At 37.6% G+C, this 22,965-nt stretch carries 21 protein-coding genes; 6 read left to right on the forward strand and 15 right to left on the reverse strand.

The window, feature by feature from the left end; genetic code table 11:
• Positions 1-45: 45 nt before the first annotated feature.
• From E7K77_RS04505 to E7K77_RS04540, 8 genes are all read right to left on the reverse strand, one after another.
• The gene (locus E7K77_RS04505) at positions 46-702 is read right to left on the reverse strand and encodes a hypothetical protein (protein WP_105087136.1); all 657 of its coding nucleotides are present in this window, start codon (positions 700-702) and stop codon (positions 46-48) included.
• An 8-nt stretch (positions 703-710) separates the two neighbouring features.
• Positions 711-1,667, reverse strand: coding sequence for a flotillin-like protein FloA (gene floA / locus E7K77_RS04510; RefSeq protein WP_004693762.1), 957 nt, complete (start codon positions 1,665-1,667; stop codon positions 711-713).
• Between the two features lie 36 nt (positions 1,668-1,703).
• Positions 1,704-2,168, reverse strand: coding sequence for an NfeD family protein (locus tag E7K77_RS04515; RefSeq protein WP_287526477.1), 465 nt, complete (start codon positions 2,166-2,168; stop codon positions 1,704-1,706).
• Positions 2,169-2,367: 199 nt separating this feature from the next.
• Complete coding sequence (gene uraA / locus E7K77_RS04520) at positions 2,368-3,651, reverse strand: uracil permease (RefSeq protein WP_278604930.1); 1,284 nt, start codon at positions 3,649-3,651, stop codon at positions 2,368-2,370.
• A 110-nt stretch (positions 3,652-3,761) separates the two neighbouring features.
• Entirely contained in the window at positions 3,762-5,105 is a 1,344-nt protein-coding gene (locus E7K77_RS04525; protein ID WP_287526473.1) for an FtsW/RodA/SpoVE family cell cycle protein, read from the reverse strand.
• A 1-nt stretch (position 5,106) separates the two neighbouring features.
• On the reverse strand, positions 5,107-5,766 hold the full coding sequence (gene trmB / locus E7K77_RS04530) for a tRNA (guanosine(46)-N7)-methyltransferase TrmB (protein WP_287526471.1): 660 nt from the start codon (positions 5,764-5,766) through the stop codon (positions 5,107-5,109).
• A 201-nt stretch (positions 5,767-5,967) separates the two neighbouring features.
• Positions 5,968-6,654 carry a carboxymuconolactone decarboxylase family protein gene (locus E7K77_RS04535; RefSeq protein ID WP_038125785.1) on the reverse strand — a complete coding sequence of 229 codons (687 nt, stop codon included), beginning with the start codon at positions 6,652-6,654 and terminating at the stop codon, positions 5,968-5,970.
• A gap of 329 nt (positions 6,655-6,983) precedes the next feature.
• Positions 6,984-8,741: a 1-deoxy-D-xylulose-5-phosphate synthase gene (locus E7K77_RS04540; RefSeq protein ID WP_024062106.1), complete on the reverse strand. Its 1,758-nt coding sequence runs from the start codon at positions 8,739-8,741 to the stop codon at positions 6,984-6,986.
• A 293-nt stretch (positions 8,742-9,034) separates the two neighbouring features.
• Between E7K77_RS04540 and E7K77_RS04545 the strand changes: the two genes are divergently transcribed.
• On the forward strand, positions 9,035-9,451 hold the full coding sequence (locus E7K77_RS04545) for a MerR family transcriptional regulator (protein ID WP_008602858.1): 417 nt from the start codon (positions 9,035-9,037) through the stop codon (positions 9,449-9,451).
• 88 nt (positions 9,452-9,539) lie between these two features.
• On the opposite strand, the gene rpsR is transcribed toward E7K77_RS04545, so the two are convergent.
• From rpsR to E7K77_RS04575, 6 genes are all read right to left on the reverse strand, one after another.
• A complete protein-coding gene (gene rpsR / locus E7K77_RS04550) occupies positions 9,540-9,770 on the reverse strand; it encodes a 30S ribosomal protein S18 (RefSeq protein ID WP_004693795.1) in 231 nt (76 codons plus the stop codon).
• Positions 9,771-9,809: 39 nt separating this feature from the next.
• Entirely contained in the window at positions 9,810-10,208 is a 399-nt protein-coding gene (locus E7K77_RS04555; protein WP_004693797.1) for a single-stranded DNA-binding protein, read from the reverse strand.
• 19 nt (positions 10,209-10,227) lie between these two features.
• Positions 10,228-10,512, reverse strand: a complete 285-nt coding sequence (rpsF, locus tag E7K77_RS04560; protein WP_004693799.1) for a 30S ribosomal protein S6 — start codon at positions 10,510-10,512, stop codon at positions 10,228-10,230.
• 142 nt (positions 10,513-10,654) lie between these two features.
• Positions 10,655-11,839, reverse strand: coding sequence for a multidrug effflux MFS transporter (locus E7K77_RS04565; protein WP_325306321.1), 1,185 nt, complete (start codon positions 11,837-11,839; stop codon positions 10,655-10,657).
• 322 nt (positions 11,840-12,161) lie between these two features.
• Complete coding sequence (locus E7K77_RS04570) at positions 12,162-13,337, reverse strand: MBL fold metallo-hydrolase (RefSeq protein ID WP_120055580.1); 1,176 nt, start codon at positions 13,335-13,337, stop codon at positions 12,162-12,164.
• Positions 13,338-13,346: 9 nt separating this feature from the next.
• Positions 13,347-14,429 (reverse strand): hypothetical protein, encoded by a 1,083-nt coding sequence (locus E7K77_RS04575; protein ID WP_105086964.1) that lies wholly within the window; start codon positions 14,427-14,429, stop codon positions 13,347-13,349.
• Positions 14,430-14,766: 337 nt separating this feature from the next.
• Between E7K77_RS04575 and E7K77_RS04580 the strand changes: the two genes are divergently transcribed.
• Entirely contained in the window at positions 14,767-15,996 is a 1,230-nt protein-coding gene (locus E7K77_RS04580; RefSeq protein WP_287531014.1) for an LL-diaminopimelate aminotransferase, read from the forward strand.
• A gap of 255 nt (positions 15,997-16,251) precedes the next feature.
• Here E7K77_RS04580 and E7K77_RS04585 read toward each other — a convergent pair whose 3' ends face one another.
• Positions 16,252-18,474, reverse strand: coding sequence for an autotransporter outer membrane beta-barrel domain-containing protein (locus E7K77_RS04585; protein WP_316581476.1), 2,223 nt, complete (start codon positions 18,472-18,474; stop codon positions 16,252-16,254).
• A gap of 291 nt (positions 18,475-18,765) precedes the next feature.
• Between E7K77_RS04585 and E7K77_RS04590 the strand changes: the two genes are divergently transcribed.
• The 4 genes from E7K77_RS04590 (at position 18,766) to E7K77_RS04605 (ending at position 22,837) form a co-directional block, all read left to right on the forward strand.
• The gene (locus E7K77_RS04590) at positions 18,766-19,737 is read left to right on the forward strand and encodes a diaminopimelate dehydrogenase (RefSeq protein ID WP_279008271.1); all 972 of its coding nucleotides are present in this window, start codon (positions 18,766-18,768) and stop codon (positions 19,735-19,737) included.
• A 205-nt stretch (positions 19,738-19,942) separates the two neighbouring features.
• Positions 19,943-21,043 (forward strand): ABC transporter substrate-binding protein, encoded by a 1,101-nt coding sequence (locus tag E7K77_RS04595; protein ID WP_325306323.1) that lies wholly within the window; start codon positions 19,943-19,945, stop codon positions 21,041-21,043.
• Positions 21,044-21,056: 13 nt separating this feature from the next.
• Positions 21,057-22,064, forward strand: coding sequence for a FecCD family ABC transporter permease (locus E7K77_RS04600; RefSeq protein ID WP_008602881.1), 1,008 nt, complete (start codon positions 21,057-21,059; stop codon positions 22,062-22,064).
• Entirely contained in the window at positions 22,061-22,837 is a 777-nt protein-coding gene (locus tag E7K77_RS04605) for an ABC transporter ATP-binding protein (RefSeq protein ID WP_287520489.1), read from the forward strand. Before E7K77_RS04600 ends, E7K77_RS04605 begins: the two co-directional genes overlap by 4 nt.
• The last annotated feature ends 128 nt before the right edge of the window (positions 22,838-22,965 follow it).

Raw genomic sequence — 22,965 nt, forward strand, 5'->3', positions numbered from 1 at the left:
AATAAAACCATAATTAGTTTATACGCTTATAAATAGATTGCTTCATTAGCGGTATCTACGTTCAAGAGCTTTAGGTTTACTTAAAATGATGGACCATTTCATGCCCTCTTTTAAAGCATGATTAGATCTACGCCCACAAGTTGAAGTCGCAGCTAGAGCAGTAGGCGCAGTTGTAATGCCTACATTTTCAACAAGAACTTGTCCCTCTTTAGCTGCTTTATCTCGTTTAAACTCAGCTAGTCTTTCACTTAAGGTCGGCCCCGTAACAGCTTCTCTATCTAAGCGAGTCTTACTGGTAGTATAACTTGGAGTGCTACTGGAACTTTTCATTGATAAGGCTTCAATATCTCGTTGAGCTGCTGCAGCCTCTTCATTGAAATGTATGTCCTCCATAGTTTGCGATGGGGGTTCTGGTTGCTGATTGACAATCGGTTTATCTTCATAAGAGTCCCGATAAAAGTCATCAACCTTAGACAAATCTTCCATAGACGGTTCATCTACCTTGCGTTCTATGGAGATGCCATATTCGCGCTCCATATCTTCCCAAGTTCCGCCACCAGAGCTTTCATACTCATCATACTCTTCAGACTCTTCAGTATTCTTATTTTTTATAATGGAAAAAGCAATGTACGCTATGATACCTAAAACAAAGATTGGATTATGCGAAAAGATGGATAGCACTGAAGACAAAATAGAGTCCATAGCTACTCCTATTCACCATCTGCTAAGTTTTCACGCATTTTAGTGTCTGCAATAATATTGTTCATATTGTAGTAATCCATAACGCCAAGATTACCATTTCTGAAAGCTTCTGCCAATGCTTTAGGGACTTCAGCTTGTGCTTCCACAACCTTAGCTTGCATGTCTTGTGTTTTAGCACGCATTTCTTGTTCTGTAGCAACAGCCATTGCACGACGTTCTTCCGCACGAGCTTGAGCGATTTTCTTATCCGCTTCCGCTTGGTCAGTTTGCAATTGAGCGCCAATGTTACGTCCCACGTCTACGTCAGCGATATCGATGGACAAGATTTCGAATGCAGTACCCGCATCAAGGCCTTTACCCAATACAGTACGGGAAATGTGATCTGGATTTTCCAATACATCTGTATGTTCTTCAGAGGAACCTACAGTCGTTACGATACCTTCACCTACACGGGCAATAATTGTGGCTTCACCAGCACCACCAACGAGGCGATCGATATTCGCACGTACAGTAACACGAGCACGAACTTTCAATTCGATACCATTTTTTGCTACCGCAGAAATAATTGGAGTTTCAATCACTTTAGGATTAACGGACATTTGAACCGCTTCCAATACATCACGACCGGCGAGGTCGATAGCTGCGGAACGTTCAAAGGTCAACGGAATAGATGCCCGTTCAGCGGCAATCAAAGCATCCACAACGCGGTCAACGTCACCACCTGCAAGGTAATGCGCTTCCAACTGATTTACATTCACATCAAGCCCCGCTTTATTAGCTTTAATCAACGGCATTACAATTTGAGACGGATTTACGCGACGTAAGCGCATACCTACAAGTGTAAAAATACCAACATTAACGCCCGCTGCTAAAGCAGATACCCAAAGGCCTAATGGCACAACATATAAGAATACCATAATACCAATCAGCAGAATGGGAATCAAAATTAAAATACCTACATCCATAATAACCTCCATGATTTACGACGATGTTGTGAAAGCTTAATCTCGCTTTCTAACAATATTGCGGCCACCTACAACTCGAAGGACCACAATAGGTGAACCGGCATCGATGAAGTCACCTTCGGTTACAACATCTACCAAATTACCATTAATCTTAGCAATACCTGCAGGGCGTAGTGTTGTATGAGCTACACCTTCCTTGCCAGCCAAATCTTCTAATACATCATTAGATACATAACCAGCTTTTGTCGTAGACCGTTGCCCTAAGGTAAACAATTTGCCTATCCATGTCTTTTCAAAGTGATTAAAGAACACGATGATAAGGACAATTAACAAGGCTGTTAATCCTAGCACGGCATACAATGCTACCGTACCTTCCCCAAGAGCTACATAAACGCCCCATAGGAATGCGCAATAACCGATAAGACCTAAAATACCGCCTGGTACTACGAGTTCTACAGCCATCAAAGAAACACCGATAGCCATCCATATTAAAAACTCCATAGGCCCTCCTCTCTAAAATTAATTTTATACAACTTATATGTTCATTATACAATATTGAGGATAAATTATAAAGACACTAAATAAAAACGACTACTTACTCAGGTTCAACCTAGTTCAGTAGTCGTTTATTATACTGAGTACAAATCAATTTACTTTATGATCTCAAGGTTATATTCCAAGATTTTAAAGAGCCATGATATTATACTTCTGTTTTTTTCAATTGGTCATTGCCAACGCCTGTTTTTTGAAGGATTAACAAGCTAATGCTCATAGCCATACCTACTACAGTGGCAAGGCCCATCCCTTTTAATACAACAGGACCAACTGCGAGTTCTGCACCGCTAAGACCTACCACAAGGATAACGGATGTAAGAATCATATTAACAGGGTTTGTGTAGTCTACTTTACGTTCTACAAGCATACGCAAGCCAGATGCTGCGATGATACCGAACAATAGAATAGATACACCACCCATAACAGGTACCGGAATAGCATGAATAAGAGCTGCCACTTTACCTACAAAGGACACAATCATTGCTAAAACTGCAGCACCACCGATTACCCATACGCTGAAGCAACGAGTAATTGCAAGTACGCCGATGTTTTCACCATACGTCGTATTTGGTGTCGCACCAAAGAAACCAGAAAGAATATTTGCAAGGCCATCACCAAGCAAGGATCTTTGTAGACCAGGCTCTTTCATCAAGTCTCTGGCAACGATGTTACTAGTTACAACCAAGTGACCAACGTGCTCAGCAAATACTACAAAGAGTGCTGGCATAATCATGATAATTGCATTGATATCAAATACAGGCATGCCGTAGAACTGAGGCAAAGAAAGCCAAGGAGCAGCTTCTACACCAGAGAAGTCAACAACTCCCATCACAGCAGACAATACATAACCGGAGACAACACCAATAAGAACAGGAATAACAGCTAAGAAACCACGGAACACAACAGTTCCAAGCAAGGTAACAACTAAGGAAAACATGGAGATAATAACAGCTTGGCTATGGCTCATACCTAAATCTTGATTGCCGATAAGTCCAGACATACTCATCGCTACTGGCGCTAATTCTAAGCCGATAATAGCTACGATAGCACCCATAGCTGCGGGCGGGAATAATTTATCAATCCAACGCGTACCAATATAACGAACGAGAATAGATAAAATAACAAAAGATAGACCAAATACAACGAAGGCCCCTTTTGCAGCTTCATAACCAAGACCTGCAGATAACACACCTGCTACAGGCGCAATAAAGGCAAAGCTAGAACCAAGATATGCAGGGATCTTGCCCTTACACACAAATAAGTACAATAATGTACCAATACCATTCATAAACAATGCCGTTGCTGGGTCTACTTTTAATAAATACGGTACTAATACAGTAGAGCCAAACATGGCAAATAAATGTTGAAAACTAAGTGGTAACATTCGGCCCCATGATGGGCGTTCTTGAATATCAATATAATCTTTCATCGTTTCTCCTCACACACAATATAACGATGCTAAGTTCATATAGTACAGTCCTTAAATATACTCTATGAATTTACACAAACAGATTCATCTTATGATACATAAGTTAAATATTAACGTTCAAATTTAGTCTGTCTACGAGTCGACTTTTTAGAAGACCGTGGTTTAAACGGTCCAGGCATATTTGTCTTATTAGTACGCGTCGTAGCAGCAGGCTTGAAACGACTTTGTGTTTCTTCACGCAAAGATGGTAATGGTTCAGCTGTACCAACTGGTTTCACCCCTTCTACATTACGACGGCCAATACTTGCCAGCAACCCAATAGCCATGAAATTCATCAGTAATGAAGAGCCGCCATAACTAACAAACGGTAATGGTACCCCCGTTACAGGCATGATACCACATACCATGGCGATGTTAAACAAGGCCTGACCACTGATAAGCAATGTTATTCCCATTGCTAACCATTTCCCGAATTCATCACGAGCCTTATTAGAAATGCGGAACCCAAAATAGGTAAAAGCTGCAATCAGAACGACAACAAACACTGCACCAATGAAGCCCATTTCTTGCGCCCATACAGCAAAAGCAAAGTCCGTGTGTGCTTCTGGTAAGTAGAAATACTTTGATGTACCTTGCATAAAGCCTTCGCCTAAAATGCCACCAGAACCTACAGCCAACAAGCCTTGAACTGTTTGATACCCCATATCCTGTGCATGAGGCCAAGGATCAAACCAAGATTGAATACGTTCCCAACGATATGGCGACATACGAGCTGCAATAAAGCCAAGAAATCCAGCTATCACAAAAGCTCCGCCAAAGAATTTTCCATCAAAGCCCGCTAAGTAAATGAGCACAAAGGAAAAGCCAAAAATCAATACGGTCGTGCCCATATCTGGTTGCAAGATTGTTAAGCCTGCAAATATAATTGGCCATATTAACATTGGCAACATATAACTTATACGTTCACTAAAATAACCTTGTAAATTAATGAGAGGGTTAGTATGCTTTGGTTTTCCCCATTTCCGCATGGTGCTCAATTTAGCCGACGTCCATATCAAGGCAGCCAATTTCGCAAATTCTGAAGGTTGAATCGATACAGGCCCAATAACAATCCAACGACGTGCACCATTAATGACTGCACCAATCACAAGAACCAAGATCATCCCAATTAGTGTAGCAATCATAATTCTTTGCAACATGTGAGGCTTCTGTAACTGACGGTAATCATAACGATACAATATGACACCAGCTGCCATAGACAAAAGCAAGAATGTCATGTGCTTTAAAAAGTAGCCTAATAATCCTGTATTTTCATAGATAGAGCTGATATAAGTAGCACTAAAGATATTTACACTACCTATAATTGTAATGAGAAGAATAGGTAAGAGCATACCTTGTAAGTCATTTTTAAAGAGTGAGCCCCACCGACTATCCCCCTTATTCGGTGTTTCCATGTTAAGCCTCCTTTTGTACTTTTGGCTTAATTGCTTCTAAGCGGAAAATAGGTTGACCTTTTTCACTAAATTTTTCTTCATATTCAGTCTTTACATTTGGAAGATCCGTACTATGTAAATCATACGTTACATTTTTAAGCTCCCAACCGCATTCTTTGAATTCTTCGAGAGAAAACATAAACAATCCTTCATTATCCGTCTTGAAGTGGACTTCACCACCATCTTTCAAAAGACGAGCATAACGGTCGAGAAATGTGTGATATGTAAGGCGGCGTTTTGCATGTTTCGCCTTAGGCCAGGGATCACAGAAGTTAATATAGAAACGATCAACTTCACCTGGTGCTACTATCTCTTCAATACCTGCGATATCAAATAAAGATACCTTTGCATTGTTCCGCTCCCCTTCAAAGATTTTTTGTGCTGCATAATAAATAACCCCCAGCTGCACTTCAAAACCTACGAAGTTAGCATTTGGATACACTTCAGACATCCCCGCAATAAAGCGACCTTTCCCCGTCCCTAGTTCCATATATAATGGGTACTCAGGATGTTCAAATAATTCACACCACTTGCCTTTATATGCTTCTTGGCCAGACAAAATAATATGAGAGTCATATTCGTGGATAGCTTCATCAATCCATGGTTTTCTACGAAGGCGCATACTTTCTCCTTACATCTATTTTTAATAATATATTTATATTTGTTTATATTTATTATTACAGGTCATATACCTATCTTATTAATTATAGAAAAGGGGACCTTAAACGTCAATTACATTCTATGGATTTAACCCTAATCATTAAAACTGTGAAAGTAGAAGCCATAAAAAAAAACCTACTTCCGAAAGAAGTAGGTCTACATTTTATTGGAAAATCATAGCTTCTAAATTTTCAATTTGATATTGACTTAAGCCAAGTTCAGATAAACTCTTTTCAGCTGCAGTAAAAAGATTATTTTTACCAACTCGAGTACCTAGTGCTGCCGCAGCGACCAATTCACGGTCCAATTTACCTAAACGTGAACGATTACGATTTTGAGGTTTTGGTTTTTTCATACGGAACGTATTATATTGAACCCCCTCTTTTGTTTCCTCAGCTTTCGGCTTTGTTAAAGGTGCCCCATTAGTGCCATTCCCCAATAAAGCACTAAGTCCTGTTTGCTTTGGAACCAATTTTTCGTACTCATCGCCAAACTCAGGGCGTTCATCACGTAATTGATCAAATGTAGCTAAAGCAGCATTCATTTGTTTCAAGCCCGCAGCAGAGTAAAGCTGACGAATGGCAATACTCACCTCTTGCGGCGTCAACGTGCCTCGCTCAATAGCAGATGCAATTACACTCTTTAATGCACCTTGATCACCAGACGCAGTATAGCGGCCGATTTCAACCAAGTCTTTCTGACGTGCATTAAGCTCTTTTGGCGTATATATATTTATCTCAGATATAGATGGTGCCTGTTTAGAAGGTTGTTCTCCCGCCCCATTAGCCTCAAACATATAGCCACCGGCAACGATGGCCACGGCTAATGTTAAGGTTAATACTCTTTTCAAAGTCTTACAATCTCCCTTATCATTAATACTAATTGTATAATACTGCAATAGTAGCGTATATTATCAATGGATTTATTTTACTGTTCTACTGTAATACATACTGTAGATATTATTATATAATACTTCATCTAATTTTTATAGTCCTATTCGAAAAAAATCTATAATCTTTTAATAAATTATATATATTTATCTATAAAAATTATATATTTATAAACCACACTTAATTATAGAATGAAATTGAACAAATAAAAAAATAACACAGTAGAAATCTGCCAATTCCAGATTTCTACTGTATTTACAAAGAATTATTTATTTAATATTTTATCAAACTAAACAGATAAAACTTGTTTTGCATCAGTCACAATTTGTTCTAAAGAAACGCCATTTTCTCGTAACAATTCAGTTGCATCATAACGATCGTGAAATTCTTTAGCAATACCATAGTTCTTAACACGCATGTTAGATGGTCCATAAAAACTAGCTACACGCTGGCCCCAACCGCCTTCAACTACACCATCTTCTAACGTAAATACTACAGAATGATTTGCTTTCAATTCTTCTAGTAGTTCTTCATCAAGGCCAGATGCAAATTTAGGGTTTACTACAGTTGCATTGATACCGTCTTTAGCCAATTCATCGGCCACTTGATTAGCTAGATGATAGAAATTACCAAGACCTAATAAGGCAATGCGTTCACCACGACGAGTCACTTCAGATTTATTTAAAATACTGTAATCAGTCGTATCGGCTACACCAGTAGATGTAAATTCACCTACAGGAACACGAATTGCTACAGGATGCTCATGTTGATGAACTGCATACTCGGTCATAGCTAACAATTCTTCATTATTAGTAGGTGCTAAGTATACTAAATTAGGAATGCTAGTAAGCATAGGAATATCAAAGAACCCTAAATGAGTTACATCGTTCATACCATACACGGAGGCATAGTGATTGATAATAACAGCACTATTGTTATTTACACAAAGATCTTGTACCAATTGGTCATAGGTACGTTGTAGAAAGGTACTATATACATTAAATACTGGTTTACCACCATTTTTAGCGATACCAGAACTCATAGCGATGGCATGTTCTTCTGCAATACCTACGTCGATGTATTGTTTTCCTGCCACCTTGCGCCATTCTGGAGTAAAACCAAAGCCACCTGGTGTGCCTGCATTAATAGCTACCACAGTTGGATCTACTTTAATTTGTTCCATCAAGTAATTAGCAATGGTACCAGCATAAGTTGGGCCATGATCTTCCTCTTTTGGTTTGCCTGTTTCTAAATCAAAGGGCATTGTCCAATGGAAAGCTTCTTTATTTTGCTCTGCAATAGCATAGCCCTTACCTTTTTGCGTAACTATATGTAACACGATTGGATGATCAATATCTTTTACGTCCTTAAATACATCAATCAAGGTTTCCAAATCATTGCCATCTGCTACGAAGCGATAATCTAAACCAAGAGCCTTGAAAATATTGTTAGGGCTTTCACCATTAGACTCGCGCAATTCACGAAGGCCACGATACAAACCACCATGATTTTCTGCAATGGATTGGTCATTATCGTTGGCGATAATAATCATATTACTGTTTAATGTTGCGGCATAATCAAGACCTTCAAAGGCTTCCCCACCAGATAAAGAACCATCACCAATGATGGCAATAATATTTTCAGAGTCTCCCTTTAGATTTCGAGCAGTAGCCAGACCAGATGCTAACGAGATCGATGTAGAGGTATGACCAATGTTAAAGAAATCATGCTCACTTTCAGTTGGATCCGTATAGCCTGTTACATCATCATAATGGTCGTGATCTAAAAATGCTAAGGCACGTCCTGTAACCATTTTATGTACATACGATTGATGGGATACATCATATACGATTTTATCTACAGGAGAATTAAATACATAGTGCAAGGCCATAATCATTTCTGCTGCACCCATAGGTGGCCCAAAATGGCCGCCGTGCTCAGAAACCTTTGTCATGAGAGCTTGACGAGCTTGTGCTGTCAAATCTGTTAATTCAGAAATAGATAAGCCTTTTAAATCGGCTGGAGATTTTACATCAATTAAGTTCATGGTAATCCTTTCAATACAAATTCTAATTACTTCAACTACAATCACTATACATCAAATAGTATAAAGATTATAAAGATTGTCACTAAAAATAACTAGTTTTATACTTCAAGTATGTACCAAGTATAAAACTTAAAGTTAGGTTTAAGTCAATACACCTTACATTTACAATTTTTATATCCATCTATAAATGCCATATATATTAGGAGATTCAATGACATATACTGTTGGCGAAATCGCAAGAAAAACTAAATATAGCACCTTCTGCTTTGCGTTATTACGACAAGGAGGGCTTATTGCCCTTCGTAGAACGTTCTAGTGGAGGTATCCGTATATTCCGCGAAGAAGATATGGATTGGCTAGAATTAATCGAATGTATGAAACGTACGGGTATGCCTATAAAAGAAATCAAACATTTTATCGACTGCTGCGTTGAAGGCGATAGCCGCATCAACGATCGATTATCTATTATTAAAAATCAACGAGATCGTGTGCTAGCAGAAATTGAGCACCTACAAGCTCGCTTATCTATGCTAGAGTTTAAAACCTGGTTCTATGAAGAAGCACAACGTCGAGGCACTTGCAGCTTTTATGAAACAGCAACCCCTAATGATATCCCACTTGAGTATCATAAATATTTCGAACGCAAGTGGCGCGCCGATAAAGAAGCCGCCGAAAATGGTGAACCACCTAAAAAATATAAAGCTGTATAACAAAGAGGAGCTATCCAACGGATAGCTTCTTTTTTTGTATAGCAAAAAGGCGGCACAACCAAATGGTTGTACCGCCTTGATTCATCAATTATTCAGCAGTGAATGGCAATAAAGCAATTGCACGTGCACGTTTGATAGATGTAGTCAATTTGCGTTGATGTTTTGCGCAAGTACCGGAAATACGACGAGGTAAGATTTTACCGCGTTCAGTCGTAAAACGACGAAGTTTAGCAACATCTTTATAGTCGATTTGATCGATATGGTCTGCACAGAAAACGCATACTTTTCTTCTTGGCTTTCTGCCTCTATCTCTTCTCATTGCGAATCCTCCTTTTCGAATTAGTAGGAGTCCCTGACACTAGAACGGGATGTTTTCGTCATCGCCGCCTGTACTGAAACTATCAAAATTGGACCCACCTTCGAAAGAATTAGTATTCATATCAAGGGATTGGCCCACAAAGTTCGCTACCACTTCAGTAACGTACCGTTTTTGACCGTCCTGAGTCTCGTAAGAACGAGTTTGCAAACGACCTTCTACAAAGCAACGACTGCCTTTACGAAGATTGCCTGCCGCTTCACCAAGTTTACCCCAAGCAACGCAGTTGATGAAAGCAGTTTGTTCTTTCGTCTCATTTGTTGTGGAATCAATATAGGTATTTGTGGCAGCTACTGTGAAAGTTGCTACCGCACGACCAGTTTTGGTATAGCGTACTTCAGGATCACGAGCTAAATTACCTAGAATTTGTACAGAGTTCATGTTTTCCTCCAGGCTTTAATTATGCTTCGTGTTTAACAATTAGATGTCTTAGGACTTCATCGTTGATTTTCAATACACGATCGATTTCTTTGATTTCAGCAGGTGCTGCTTCAAAGTTGATCAATACATAGAAACCGTCAGTGAATTTCTTCACCGCGTAAGCAAGACGACGCTTGCCCCAACGATCTACCTTTTCTACTGTGCCGCCTACACGAGCAATTAAAGCTTCTACTTTTTCAATAACAGCGTTAGTTGCTTCCTCTTCAGCTGGTTTCACAATAAACATGACTTCGTATTTGTTCATACAAAATCACCTCCTCTTTCGGACTAATGCCCCTATCGACACATAGGGGTAGGAAGTGCTTACCATCAATAAGCCTTACTATTATAACCTAAAAAAATGATGAAAGCAAGGATTCAAATTAAAACCCTCGCTTTTACCAATATTATATACGATTATATTTTTCATCCTCAGGAAAGGCGATAATAGCGCAGATAATTACAAATATGGCTATTACCCCCATCATAGGATAGGCCGTATCATTTGGTAAAAAGGTAAGTATCAACGATGACACAATACCACTACCATATTGCATGGCACCTAATAGTGCCGCCCCAGATCCAGCCATTCTACCTGCTCTATCTAAAGCTAATGCATTAGTTACAGCGGCAATGATACCATTCATGGAGAAGAATAAAAAACAGCCAATAACGATTAACCACAATGAATGGTAACCTAAGAACATCAAGCCCATAACAACGGATACACAAACAGCAGCAAATAGTGTGGCATATTTCAATAGTCTATCAAGGCGTATAGCACTAACAATACGACGATTAATGGCACTTAACAACATAACACCAATAATATTAACAGAAAAGAGATAACCAAAATATTCTTTGGGCACTTCATACACATCTATATATACATAAGGCGATCCCGTTAAGAACGCATAAATGGCAATATAAAAGGAACTCACACATAGGGTATATTTCATAAAGCCCTTATTGCGCAATAAAATCCAATAGTTATTGTAGGTATGACCTATGGACTTTTTGCTCCTCTTCTCTACGGGATGTGTTTCCGGAAGCACTAATACGGCAACGAGCATTAAAAGCCCTATACCAACAAGCAACCAGAATATAGAATGCCATGTATACCATACAAGTAAATGTCCGGCTAACATTGGGCCTGCTATAGGCGCTATGGCCATAACAATGGCCAATGTAGACAACATTTTAGCCGCCTCAGTCCGACCATATAAATCCCGAATCATAGCCCGCGATAGCATCGGTCCTACACAGGCACCAAAGGCCTGAAACACACGCCAAGCCAATAACTCCATCATAGAGGAACTCAAGGCACAACCTACAGAACCAATAATAAATAAAACTATCCCTATAATCAGTGGCTTCTTACGACCAATTTTATCGCTAACGGCGCCCCAAAAAAGCTGGGCTAGCGCAAAGCCAATTAAGAACCCGGTCAACGTAAGCTCCGCATCACCATTAAGGTCACGCCCCATCTCAGGCATAGCAGGCAAATAAATATCCGTTGATAACGATGTAAACGCCATCAAAGCACTTAATATAGAAGTAAAAAGCCATCCCTTATTGCTAATCGTCAGCATAAAGACACCACTTTCATATAAAATCGCACTATAATATGTATTTATTTAGATTATATCAAAAACAAAGTTAATCCTATATAGTTTTGATATTTTTCAACAAAAAAGCGTAGTAAAATACTACGCAAAAATTGGTCTATAGCAATATCACTCTTTGCACTATTCAAATAGTGTAAAGACAAAAGCCTAACGCAACAGAGTATTCAAAATACTCGCACGCTAGGCAATCCTCTTAAAACTGTTTATAAGATGAGCCTAACGCTACCACACGTTGATGGCTCTCTTTTTACTTATTATACAACATAAATAGAATTTCTTAAAGGAATTATATGATAAATGGCTCTTTATCATTAACGACATAAACATTTCTATTAGGTAGTATTCTCTTTAGTTTTTCAGGGATATCAGTATGAACCGGAATAACAATATCAGGATCAACCATTTCTATGAACTGAACTAAATCGTCCTTTGAGACATGACCACTGGCATGACATATATAAGATGTATATATATCTAACAATTCTTTCAATGCTAAATTCTCCTCAATATATCCTGTCCACATGGAATATATAATACGTACATCATCTTTAGGGAACTCTTTAATTTTAGAAATAAAATTTTCTGTCCCTCTTACTAAAGATACAAATCCATGTTCCATATAGTATTTAGGATACCTTCCTTTATCAATAACTAATGGGCTATCATGTCTACGATACAAAGAACTTTCATAATATACATTATTAATCACAGTATCTAATATTCTTTTCTGATAAGCATCACAAATGAGTACTTTATCAGTTGGCATATTCTGCCAAATCCCCATAATACGGTCAATATTCGTAGAAGAACACATAACAAAAACATATTTTCCGTCTTGAATATAAGAAGAAATATCATCTAATACAGCTACTTCAGCTATAGGGTCATTGGCATCTCTAGATAATGAAGTTCCTTCTGTAATTAATACATCAACCTCACCTATATAGGTCTTAACTAACTTCTCTAATACATGTTGACGCAGCCCATGCATCCGGAAATCACCTGTATATAAAATGTGTTTACCTTCAGCCTCAATAACAAACATATAACTATCAGCGGCACTATGGTCAATAACCAAAGGCCTAATCCGTATATCACCAATAGTGAAAGCCTCTCCCCCACGAAATGTATTAGCACCTAATAAGCGCAAGTATAAACCTCTATCTTGATACTCAGCACCTATTAGCGCGATTTCCTTACTTAATTCACCCATATATAATGGAATTTCTGATAGTGCAGAGGTTAGTTGGCCTAAGTGATCCATATGATAATGAGAAATCACAATACCGTCACAATCCAACTTTCCTTTTGTAACGCCTTCTATATCAAGATTTATAGGTGTGTACTTTTCATCTAAACTTAATTCATTACCAAAATCTAACATAATGCGAGTAGATGCTGTACTAATTTCTATAGCACTACCACCAATCTGATGTGTGCCACGATGAACAACAATATTCATATTCAACCTTTACTTAGAAATGGTAAGCAATGTTTCTGCTCGATATAAACGATCCAAATTTTCTGACCAATTATCTACTTTATTTTTATAAGGCGATTTACTTACTTTTTGAGCTTGTAATACAACAAATCGAATTTGTTTCAATTTAGACTCTTGTTTTAATATAGCCTCACATAAAGCTCGTAATTCTTTTCTTTTACTTGGATTAATTAATTCCTGGCACTCTTTATACTGTTCTGACACAACAGTTTTAGATGGATAGTTAGGTTCATTTGGTTCATTTGAAACGATACGAAGCATCAAATTTGTTTTATCCCCACCATCTTCTTTTATACAAGACTTTTCGTCAAACAAAACAACTAACTCGGCTTCATTTGTATGTTTATATTCAGATAATTTCTTTAAGTTATTTATACCCTCGTGAGCAACATCAGCCTTAATCTGTTTTAAATCAAGCAACTTATAATATGTATAAGCTTCTAAAATACAGCGTAGTAAAGTTTCCTCACTACCAGATGGACGATATTTTAATTCAATTACAGAATAACATTCGTCATCAGTGTTATAGCCTAATAAATCTATTTTTCCATAAGAATCATTTTGTGTTTCCTTTAATGGTGTTTGATAATCAAAAATATAACCTAATCCATCAACCTTACGTTGATAAAACAACAATTTCGCTAAAATTTCTTCTTTACGATTTGTGCCTTGCAGCTTTTTCATATCTACTATTTCAGAAGGAGAATGCTTTGTATCAAAATGATTAGATCGTACAGGCGTTAAGTCTGTCCATGTCTTTAAAAGATTTTTTGATAAAAGAGTACTGGCAATAGCTTCACTATAGCGGTTTTTGTCCGTTTGCGACGCGCCTTGTACATAGCCTTTATAATTTACAATAGATGCCTTATAAAAATTTGCTGCAAATCTTTTTATATCCCCATCGTTATCTTTTGGCTTTACTTTTTTTATATTAACAGTATCTTCTATTGTATCGTTCTTAGGTTGCCCAAAAAGGGTTTCAAACTCATCAATTTTATCTTTTCGATTAATACCTTTGCAAATAAATTCATATACTTCTTTAGACTTTAACATTATAAATGCCTCCCTTAATAGCAATTTACCTCACTGCACATAACTACTAAAATTACCCCATATCATACACAATAGATCAATGTATTATTATAAATTCATTATATCAGTGGACTTTTTATGAGTAAATAATGAAGAAATAAAATTCTATGCGAATATTATCTTCCTATATTTTTACTTTAATACAATCAACGAGTAATAATTTCCTCATATTATAGTCTTTTATATTAAAAATATTTACACTATTTAGATTAAGCAAAAATTCTATAGAAAATCCTTGCGTCATTATTCTATATAATTTACTATATATAGAGAAATCTGATTATAAAAAGGAGTCATCATGGCTAATATCAATGAAAACTACTTAAACCTACAAGGTTCTTATTTATTCGCTAATATTGCTAAAAAGGTAAATGAGTACCAAACTGCTCATCCAGATGCAGATATTATTCGTCTTGGTATCGGCGATGTTACATTACCTCTTGCTCCAGCAATTATCGATGCTATGAGTAAAGCTGTTCAAGAAATGGGAAAAGCAGAAACATTCCGAGGTTATGGTCCTGAACAAGGATATGATTTCTTACGTCAAGCTATTGTTGATGGCGATTACAAACCATTAGGCGTAGATATAGCTATTGACGAAGTATTCGTTTCCGATGGTGCAAAATCTGACGTTGGTAATATCCAAGAGTTATTCAGCGAAGATAACATCATTGCTATCACAGATCCTGTGTACCCAGTATACTTAGACTCCAACGTTATGGGTGGTCGTACTGGCGAAGCTGTAGATGGCATCTTCCAAAAGGTTGTATACCTCCCTACTTACGCAGAAAATAACTTCTCTCCAGAATTCCCTTCTGAACGTGTAGACATCGTATACCTTTGCTCACCTAACAATCCAACCGGTACTGTTTTGAGCCGTGCTCGTTTAGCAGAATGGATCAAATGGTGTAAAGATAATGATGCCATTTTGATGTTTGACTCCGCTTACGAAGCTTTCATCAGCACAGAAGACACTGTAAAATCCATCTATGAAATCGAAGGTGCTCGTGAAGTAGCTATCGAGTTCCGGTCCTTCTCCAAAACTGCAGGTTTCACTGGTACACGTTGTGCTTACGCCGTAGTACCTAAAGAGGTAACTGGCAAAACTAAATCTGGTGAACGCCAACCGCTAAACCCTATGTGGAACCGTCGTCAATGTACTAAATTCAATGGTGTTCCTTACATCATCCAACGTGGTGCAGAAGCAGTATACACAAAAGAAGGACGTGAACAAACACGTGCAAACATTGCGTACTATAAAGAAAATGCCCTCATCATCAAAGAAGGTCTTGAATCTATCGGCCTTACGGTATACGGTGGCGTTGACGCTCCATACATTTGGCTAAAAACACCTGGCAATATGACTAGCTGGGAATTATTCGACATCTTGCTCGAACAAGTTCAAATCGTATCTACACCAGGCTCTGGCTTTGGCCCTCATGGTGAAGGTTACCTTCGTTTGACAGCATTCGGCAGTCGTGAAAATACAATTCGCGCCGTTGAAAGAATCAAAACATTACAATTCTAATATGATTATGTCTATATTTAGGTTTAGATTTATATCTTGATTTATATTTAGATTACATTAAATCTGGATTATGTGATTTAAAATAGTTTATATCTATAAAACCAAAAGACCGATTACAATCCTTCAATAGGAATGTAGTCGGTCTTTTTTTATATACCCTTACATATATGAATATTTAATTCAAGTATTCCTTAACTCCATAGTACTAACAAATAACATCCCCATATTATTTGTGTCCGCTATATTTACTATTAATTAGAAGTTATGACGAATCCCTGCGTCAATGCGATAGGAATTGTCTACGATAGCACCAAAGTTTTTAGTGAAAGTCCCATAAATATATGTATTAGGACGTACGCTCCATGAACCACCTAACTCAACATCTAGCCATGTATCCTTAAGATTCACTTCACTGCCTGTAGTTGGCTCACCGGTCATGCTATAAGTAGCTTTCATTTTACCAGAGAATTCATGCGCTAATGCTGCTTTGAGGAAAAGGTTGCTATTCTTACTTTCCTTGCCAATGCCTACACCAATACGACCAATAACGGAGTTTACCGCATCAGAGTTAATATGCACTGTGCTACCTGTATTTGTACGAGCATCAAAGTTTACACTAGACAATCGACTAAGCGTCAATTCTGCGTTAGGATCGATGTAGAAACCATTGTCTTTCTTGATTCGTTTACCATATTCAACGCTCAAAGAGGTACCTGTATTGCGGTAATCTCCGCTCAAGCTTGTACCCAAGCTATTGCGTACAGTGAAATCATTTTTCAAACGACTTACTTTACCAATCACATCTAAATAACGACCATCATTATATTGTTTTGCACCGTATAATGCTAAACCCGCAGTTTTACCAGAGCCAGAACCTAGTGCGTAATCACTACTGCTTGTACCGTATAGTAAGGCACCACCTATAGTCCAATCGCCACGCAATGTGTCATAGCCTACTTGCGCCATGTTATAGGTTTGGTTTACATAGGCGCTGTCTGTAATTTTAGATTTACCACCGATGTATTTCCCCCATACACCATGCTTATTGGAGTTGAGTCGCACATCACCAAGGCGACGTTGTAAATCATTCGTATCGGCTCTCATTTGCATCACAGAGGAGGCTAACGCACTCTTAGCACCAGAAACAACTTCGCTTTCACGAGCTGTCACAACCGCTTGGTCAGTAATACTAGGTTTCCCATCAACAGTAAAGCTATCTGTACCAAGCTTAGTAGCAAATGCAGGACTAATAAGGCCTGAATCGACTTGAACATTTACATCTAAATTACGCTCACCCTTAGTAAAGCCAGCATATGTTAATTTATTAGCCAACTGCTGCAAAGTGCCTCGTGGGTTGTCTATATTTGCATACCCTTTAAGTGCATCTGCCGAACTGCGCATAGTCACAGAAGAACCCTTATCAGCATGATTGATAACGACTTCACCCTTACCTTGTGCCACTGCAGGGGCTCCCTTTTCATAGTCGATAGCTGCATGACCAGCATAGTTGTTAATAGTAATAGGTCTTGAGTCTACGGCTTGAATAATACCTTGACTATTTATATCTTTACCACCAATAAAATGTTCTACACGACTACCAGTATATAAATAGTTTGCATTATTAGGACGACCTTGTGTAGGATATACGCGCTCAGCTCCTAGCCATTCATTGCGCCAAGTCGCACCATTTTGTAAGTACAATCGCAAACCACCATGGTACGGATTGTTGTTGCTTTCATCAAATTCATTCAGCACACCACCTACCAATTTAGAATTTGGTGTTGTTAAACCTAAAGAAATTTCAGATCCATGGTTATGTGGATTCTTGTCGATACCATAGTTTTTATCTAAAAATCCTATATTACCATACATCTTCACATCATTCGTTCCCGGATGTAAGCCATCCATACCCGTATTTACATAAACAAAACCTTCTTCAGATAATGCAGAATAGGTATCAGAGGTATCTAAAGGATATGTTTTTATATCAGCCCCACCTAGTATGCGAATATATCCATCTTTATTAGCTTGCAAACCAACGCCAACAGCATCGACTTTAGCATTACCCTTTACGGTAATTCGAGTATCATCGTTATTTCCATCATTAGTAAGTCCACCATAACCAGCATAGATACCGCTCATGTAATAATGTGCCAAATCAGGTCTACGTTTCGCGCCACTTTCTGCTGGTGCTGGATTTTTAACTGTTACAGTTACATTTTTATCGATAGCAACTTGTGTCCCATCAAGGGCATAAATACCTGTAACATTATTATGATATTTTGTTCCATTTACACCTAAACCTGATACATTAACAGTTAAGTCATCTGTATAATGTCTCTTTTCCCCCCACAAATTAAGGCCAATGGATTTTCCGTCTGTATGACTTTCCACAGTTGTGGCTGATACCATGGTAAAAGCATTAGCACCTGTTACGATTAATGCAGCAATAACAGCAGCTTTTACATTTCTTCTCATGTTATACCTCCTTAACACTTCAACTATGAACATAACTAACTAACATAACCAATTTAATTGTATCTAGATTCAGGGTATATGTGTCAATTTCTACTCATATGATTTTTTATTTGTCCCCTATAACAACACGCTATGTATCGATATAATTGTGCACAAATTACTTGTTTAAATTAGATATTAATTATTTTCTATACCATCTAATAAATTCTATAGAAAAATATTAAAAGCTATTAATTTTATGCTATAATAAATATATTAATTATTAAATTTCAACTTATATAGGAGGCTAATATGAATATTCGTATTGGTATCGTTGGTTACGGCAACTTAGCTCGTGGCGTAGAAGCATCTGTTCAGTTACAACCTGATATGGAGCTCATCGGCGTATTCTCTCGCCGTCAAGGTATTGAAACTGTATCTGGTGTACCTACTTACACGATGGAAGATATTCCTAACTTTAAAGGCAAAATCGATGTAATGGTTCTTTGCGGTGGTTCTGCAACAGATCTTATCGAACAAACACCGATGGTAACAAAATACTTTAACTGTATCGATTCCTTCGATACACATGCACGTATTCCTGAACACTTCGCTAATGTAGACAAAGTAGCTAAAGAGGCCAAAACTGCTACATTAATTTCTTGTGGTTGGGATCCAGGCATGTTCTCTTTGCAACGCGTTTACGCGGAAGCAATCTTACCAAAAGGTAAATCCTACACATTCTGGGGCCGCGGTGTATCCCAAGGTCATTCCGATGCCATTCGCCGTATCGATGGTGTTCTTGATGCTCGTCAATATACTGTGCCTAAAGAACAATACCTAGAAGCTATCCGTAACGGCGAAACTCCAGATGTTGATGGCTATAAAGGTCACCTTCGTGAGTGCTATGTAGTAGCGGCTCCTGATGCGGACAAAGCTAAAATCGAAAACGAAATCAAAACTATGGAAAACTACTTCGTAGGCTATAAAACTGTAGTCAACTTCATTTCCCAAGAAGAACTTGATCGCGACCACAAAGGCATTCCACATGGTGGCTTCGTTCTTCGCTCTGGTGAAAGTACAGAAGGCACACGTCACGTTATTGAGTACTCCTTGAAACTTGACTCTAACCCTGAATTCACAGGCTCTGCACTTGTTGCTTACGCTCGTGGTCTCTACCGACTTGCTAAACACGGCGGCACAGGTTGCTATACAGTATTCGACATTCCACCGGCTTGGATTTCCACACAATCTGCTGAAGAATTAAGAGCACATTCTCTATAATAGAGTGAGGTCCTCATCGACTTAATAGATGAGGGCCTTTTTTATACCCAAAAAATACTATTAGAAACTCTATTACCGGATATTTTCTACATATTTTAACTTTATAATATTCTTCTATATGTATATAAAAATTAGGAATTAGAAGTTTATTTTTTTAAATGCTAAGATAAATTTATTTAATTTATATCCATCATGGAGGTGCCGTATGAAACTGAAAAATTTTATACACAATAGTCTTATAGCAGGATTATTAATATGTCCTCTACTATTTGCCGGTTGTACCAATTCTGTTGGTCCAAACGATAAACCCAACGATAATATAAAAGTCGTTACAGATTTAACCGGTACAGACGTATCTATGAAGAAAGAAATTAATCGTATCGCTATCGTCCCTATCCCTTGGACCTCTATTGTATATGCAGTTGATGGTAGCAATAAAAAAATAGTAGGTATCCATCCATCAGCTAAAAAATCATATGAAGCCAGTATATTTAAGACGTTAGCGCCTGATTTAGAAAATGTTAACTCATCATTTGTAGACAACAATTTCAATGTTAATTTTGAAGAAGTTGCTAAGCTAAAGCCTGATGTTGTCATCATTTGGGATTATCAACCAGAAGTAGCAAAAAAACTTAAAGAGCTAGGTATACCTGCTGTATCCATAAAGTATGGAACATTGGAAGATATTCAAAACGGAATTCGTCTATTAGGGAAGATTCTAGATAAGCCGGAACAAGCTGAAGCCTTAATCTCATACCATAAAGATTCAGAAGCATATTTTAAACAAAAAAATGCTTCTGCGTTACCAAATAAGCCCAAAGTATTATATTTACAAAATAAGAATTTAACTGTCGCAGGGAACAAATCTGTCAACCAACTCATGATTACTATGACAGGTGGTGAAAATGCTGCAAAAGATACAAAAGGTAGCTGGACTAAAGTCTCAATGGAAGAAATCATGACCTGGGATCCCGATATAATTATATTAAGCAACTTTGATTCTATTACACCTGATGATATTTATCAGGATAAGCTTGAAGGTCAAAATTGGAGTAACATAAAAGCTGTAAAAACGCATCGAGTTTATAAAGCACCTATGGGAATCTATCGTTGGGATGCACCTAATGTAGAAACACCATTAATGATGAAATGGATGGGACAACTCATTCAACCTGACACTTTTAATGACTATATATTACGTGACGATTTAAAACAATTTTACAATACCTTCTACCACTATAATCTCACAGATAGTGAAATTAATACCATCTTAAATACTTCTATAAATAACACTCCCACATTTTAACTAAGGAGTACTCATGAGCTCTCAAAATAAATATCTAGTTATATTTTTCTGCCTTTTAGTATTTCTCGCTCTTACTGTATTAGTATCCTTGATGACTGGACGATATATGCTAATGCCTACACAAGTTATAAATATTTTATCAAACGGAAACTCTGCCGCTGCATTTGATATGGAATCCGCCGTAATTTGGAATCTTCGTATTCCTCGAATTTTACTAAACATACTTGTTGGTGGGGCCCTTGCAATTGCTGGTACCGTTTTTCAAGGTATTTTCAGAAATCCATTAGTCAGTCCGGATATATTAGGTGTTAGTTCCGGTGCAGCCTTTGGCGCTGCACTGGGAATATTAATTTCTGGAATAAATATATATGCTACGGGATTTGCACTTATCTTTGGTATTGTCAGTGTTTGCCTCACATATAGTCTAGCTCGACTAAGGAACCAAATCACGTCATTATCACTGGTTTTATCAGGAATGATTGTTTCTGCTATTTTCGGAGCATTAATAGCTCTAATTAAATATGTAGCTGACCCGTATGACAAATTACCAGCAATTACATATTGGTTAATGGGTAGTTTTTCTACAGCTTCCTACGAAAATGTTTCACTCGTCTCTATTCCTATCATCTTTGGATGCGCTGTACTATACTTCCTACGTTGGAAAATCAATATTCTCTCTATGGGAGATGAAGAAGCTACAGCACTCGGGGTAAATCCTTTTAAGTTACGCCTAATTATCATTGCTATGGCCACGTTAATAACTGCAGCTTGCGTAACCATCACAGGAATTATCGGTTGGGTAGGACTTGTCATTCCACATATTTGTCGCATGTTAATAGGTGTAGATCATCAGAAACTACTTCCTATCTCCATCATTGTCGGAGCTATTTTCATGATTATCGTGGATTTAATCGCACGCTCAGCTATTGCTGCAGAAATACCAATAGGAATAATCACCGCCTTAGTAGGGGCCCCATTCTTTGCTTGTCTTTTTTACCGTACACGAGGTGATTGGAAATGATTTTTGAATTGAGAAACGGCTCATTTGCTTATAATAAAAAAGATTATATTTTCAAAGACATTTCTTTCACAATAAAATCGGGCGAAATATTGACTATTTTAGGCAGGAACGGGATTGGAAAAACAACATTAGTAAAATGTATCTCCCGTATACAGCAGTTGCAAGAAGGCAACATATACATAAATAATAAACTAGTTAGTCCCCATGATAATGCTCCTATTGGCTATGTTCCGCAAGCAAGAGAGTTATCATTTCCTTATACGGTAGAAGAAATCGTATTAATGGGACGCAGTAGACATATTGGTATGTTTTCTGTACCTACAGATAAAGACTATGAAATAGTCCACTCTGTCCTAAAAAGAATAGGTATTTCCTCACTCGCTTCCAAAATAGCATCAAGCTTAAGTGGAGGTCAGTTGCAATTGGCATTTATTGCCAGAGCACTAGCGAGTGAACCGCAACTACTCATTATGGACGAACCAGAATCACATTTAGATTTTAAAAATCAGTATACCATGCTTTCACTTATTCGAAACATCGTAGATGAATCTAATCTTGCTTGCATTATGAACACACATTATCCTGATCATGCACTTCAAATATCTGATAAAACTTTAATGCTAAAACCTAATAACTATATTTTAGGTACCACCAAGAATACTGTAACAGAAAATAATCTGAATGATTTCTTTGATGTTCATACCAAAATCATTGTAGGAAAAGAGGATAATAAATCCTATTCAGGGTTTATAGTACTTGGCACTAAAGAATGATAAAGTTCTTTTACAATTATATATGATATTCATTCAATAAAATTTTTAACGAAACTTACAGAACGTGCTTTCGGTAATCTACAAATATAAAATAGTTACAATGCCGCTAATTAAAAGAGACCATCTTA

This window comes from Veillonella parvula, assembly GCF_032577575.1.
Taxonomy (GTDB): Bacteria; Bacillota; Negativicutes; order Veillonellales; family Veillonellaceae; genus Veillonella.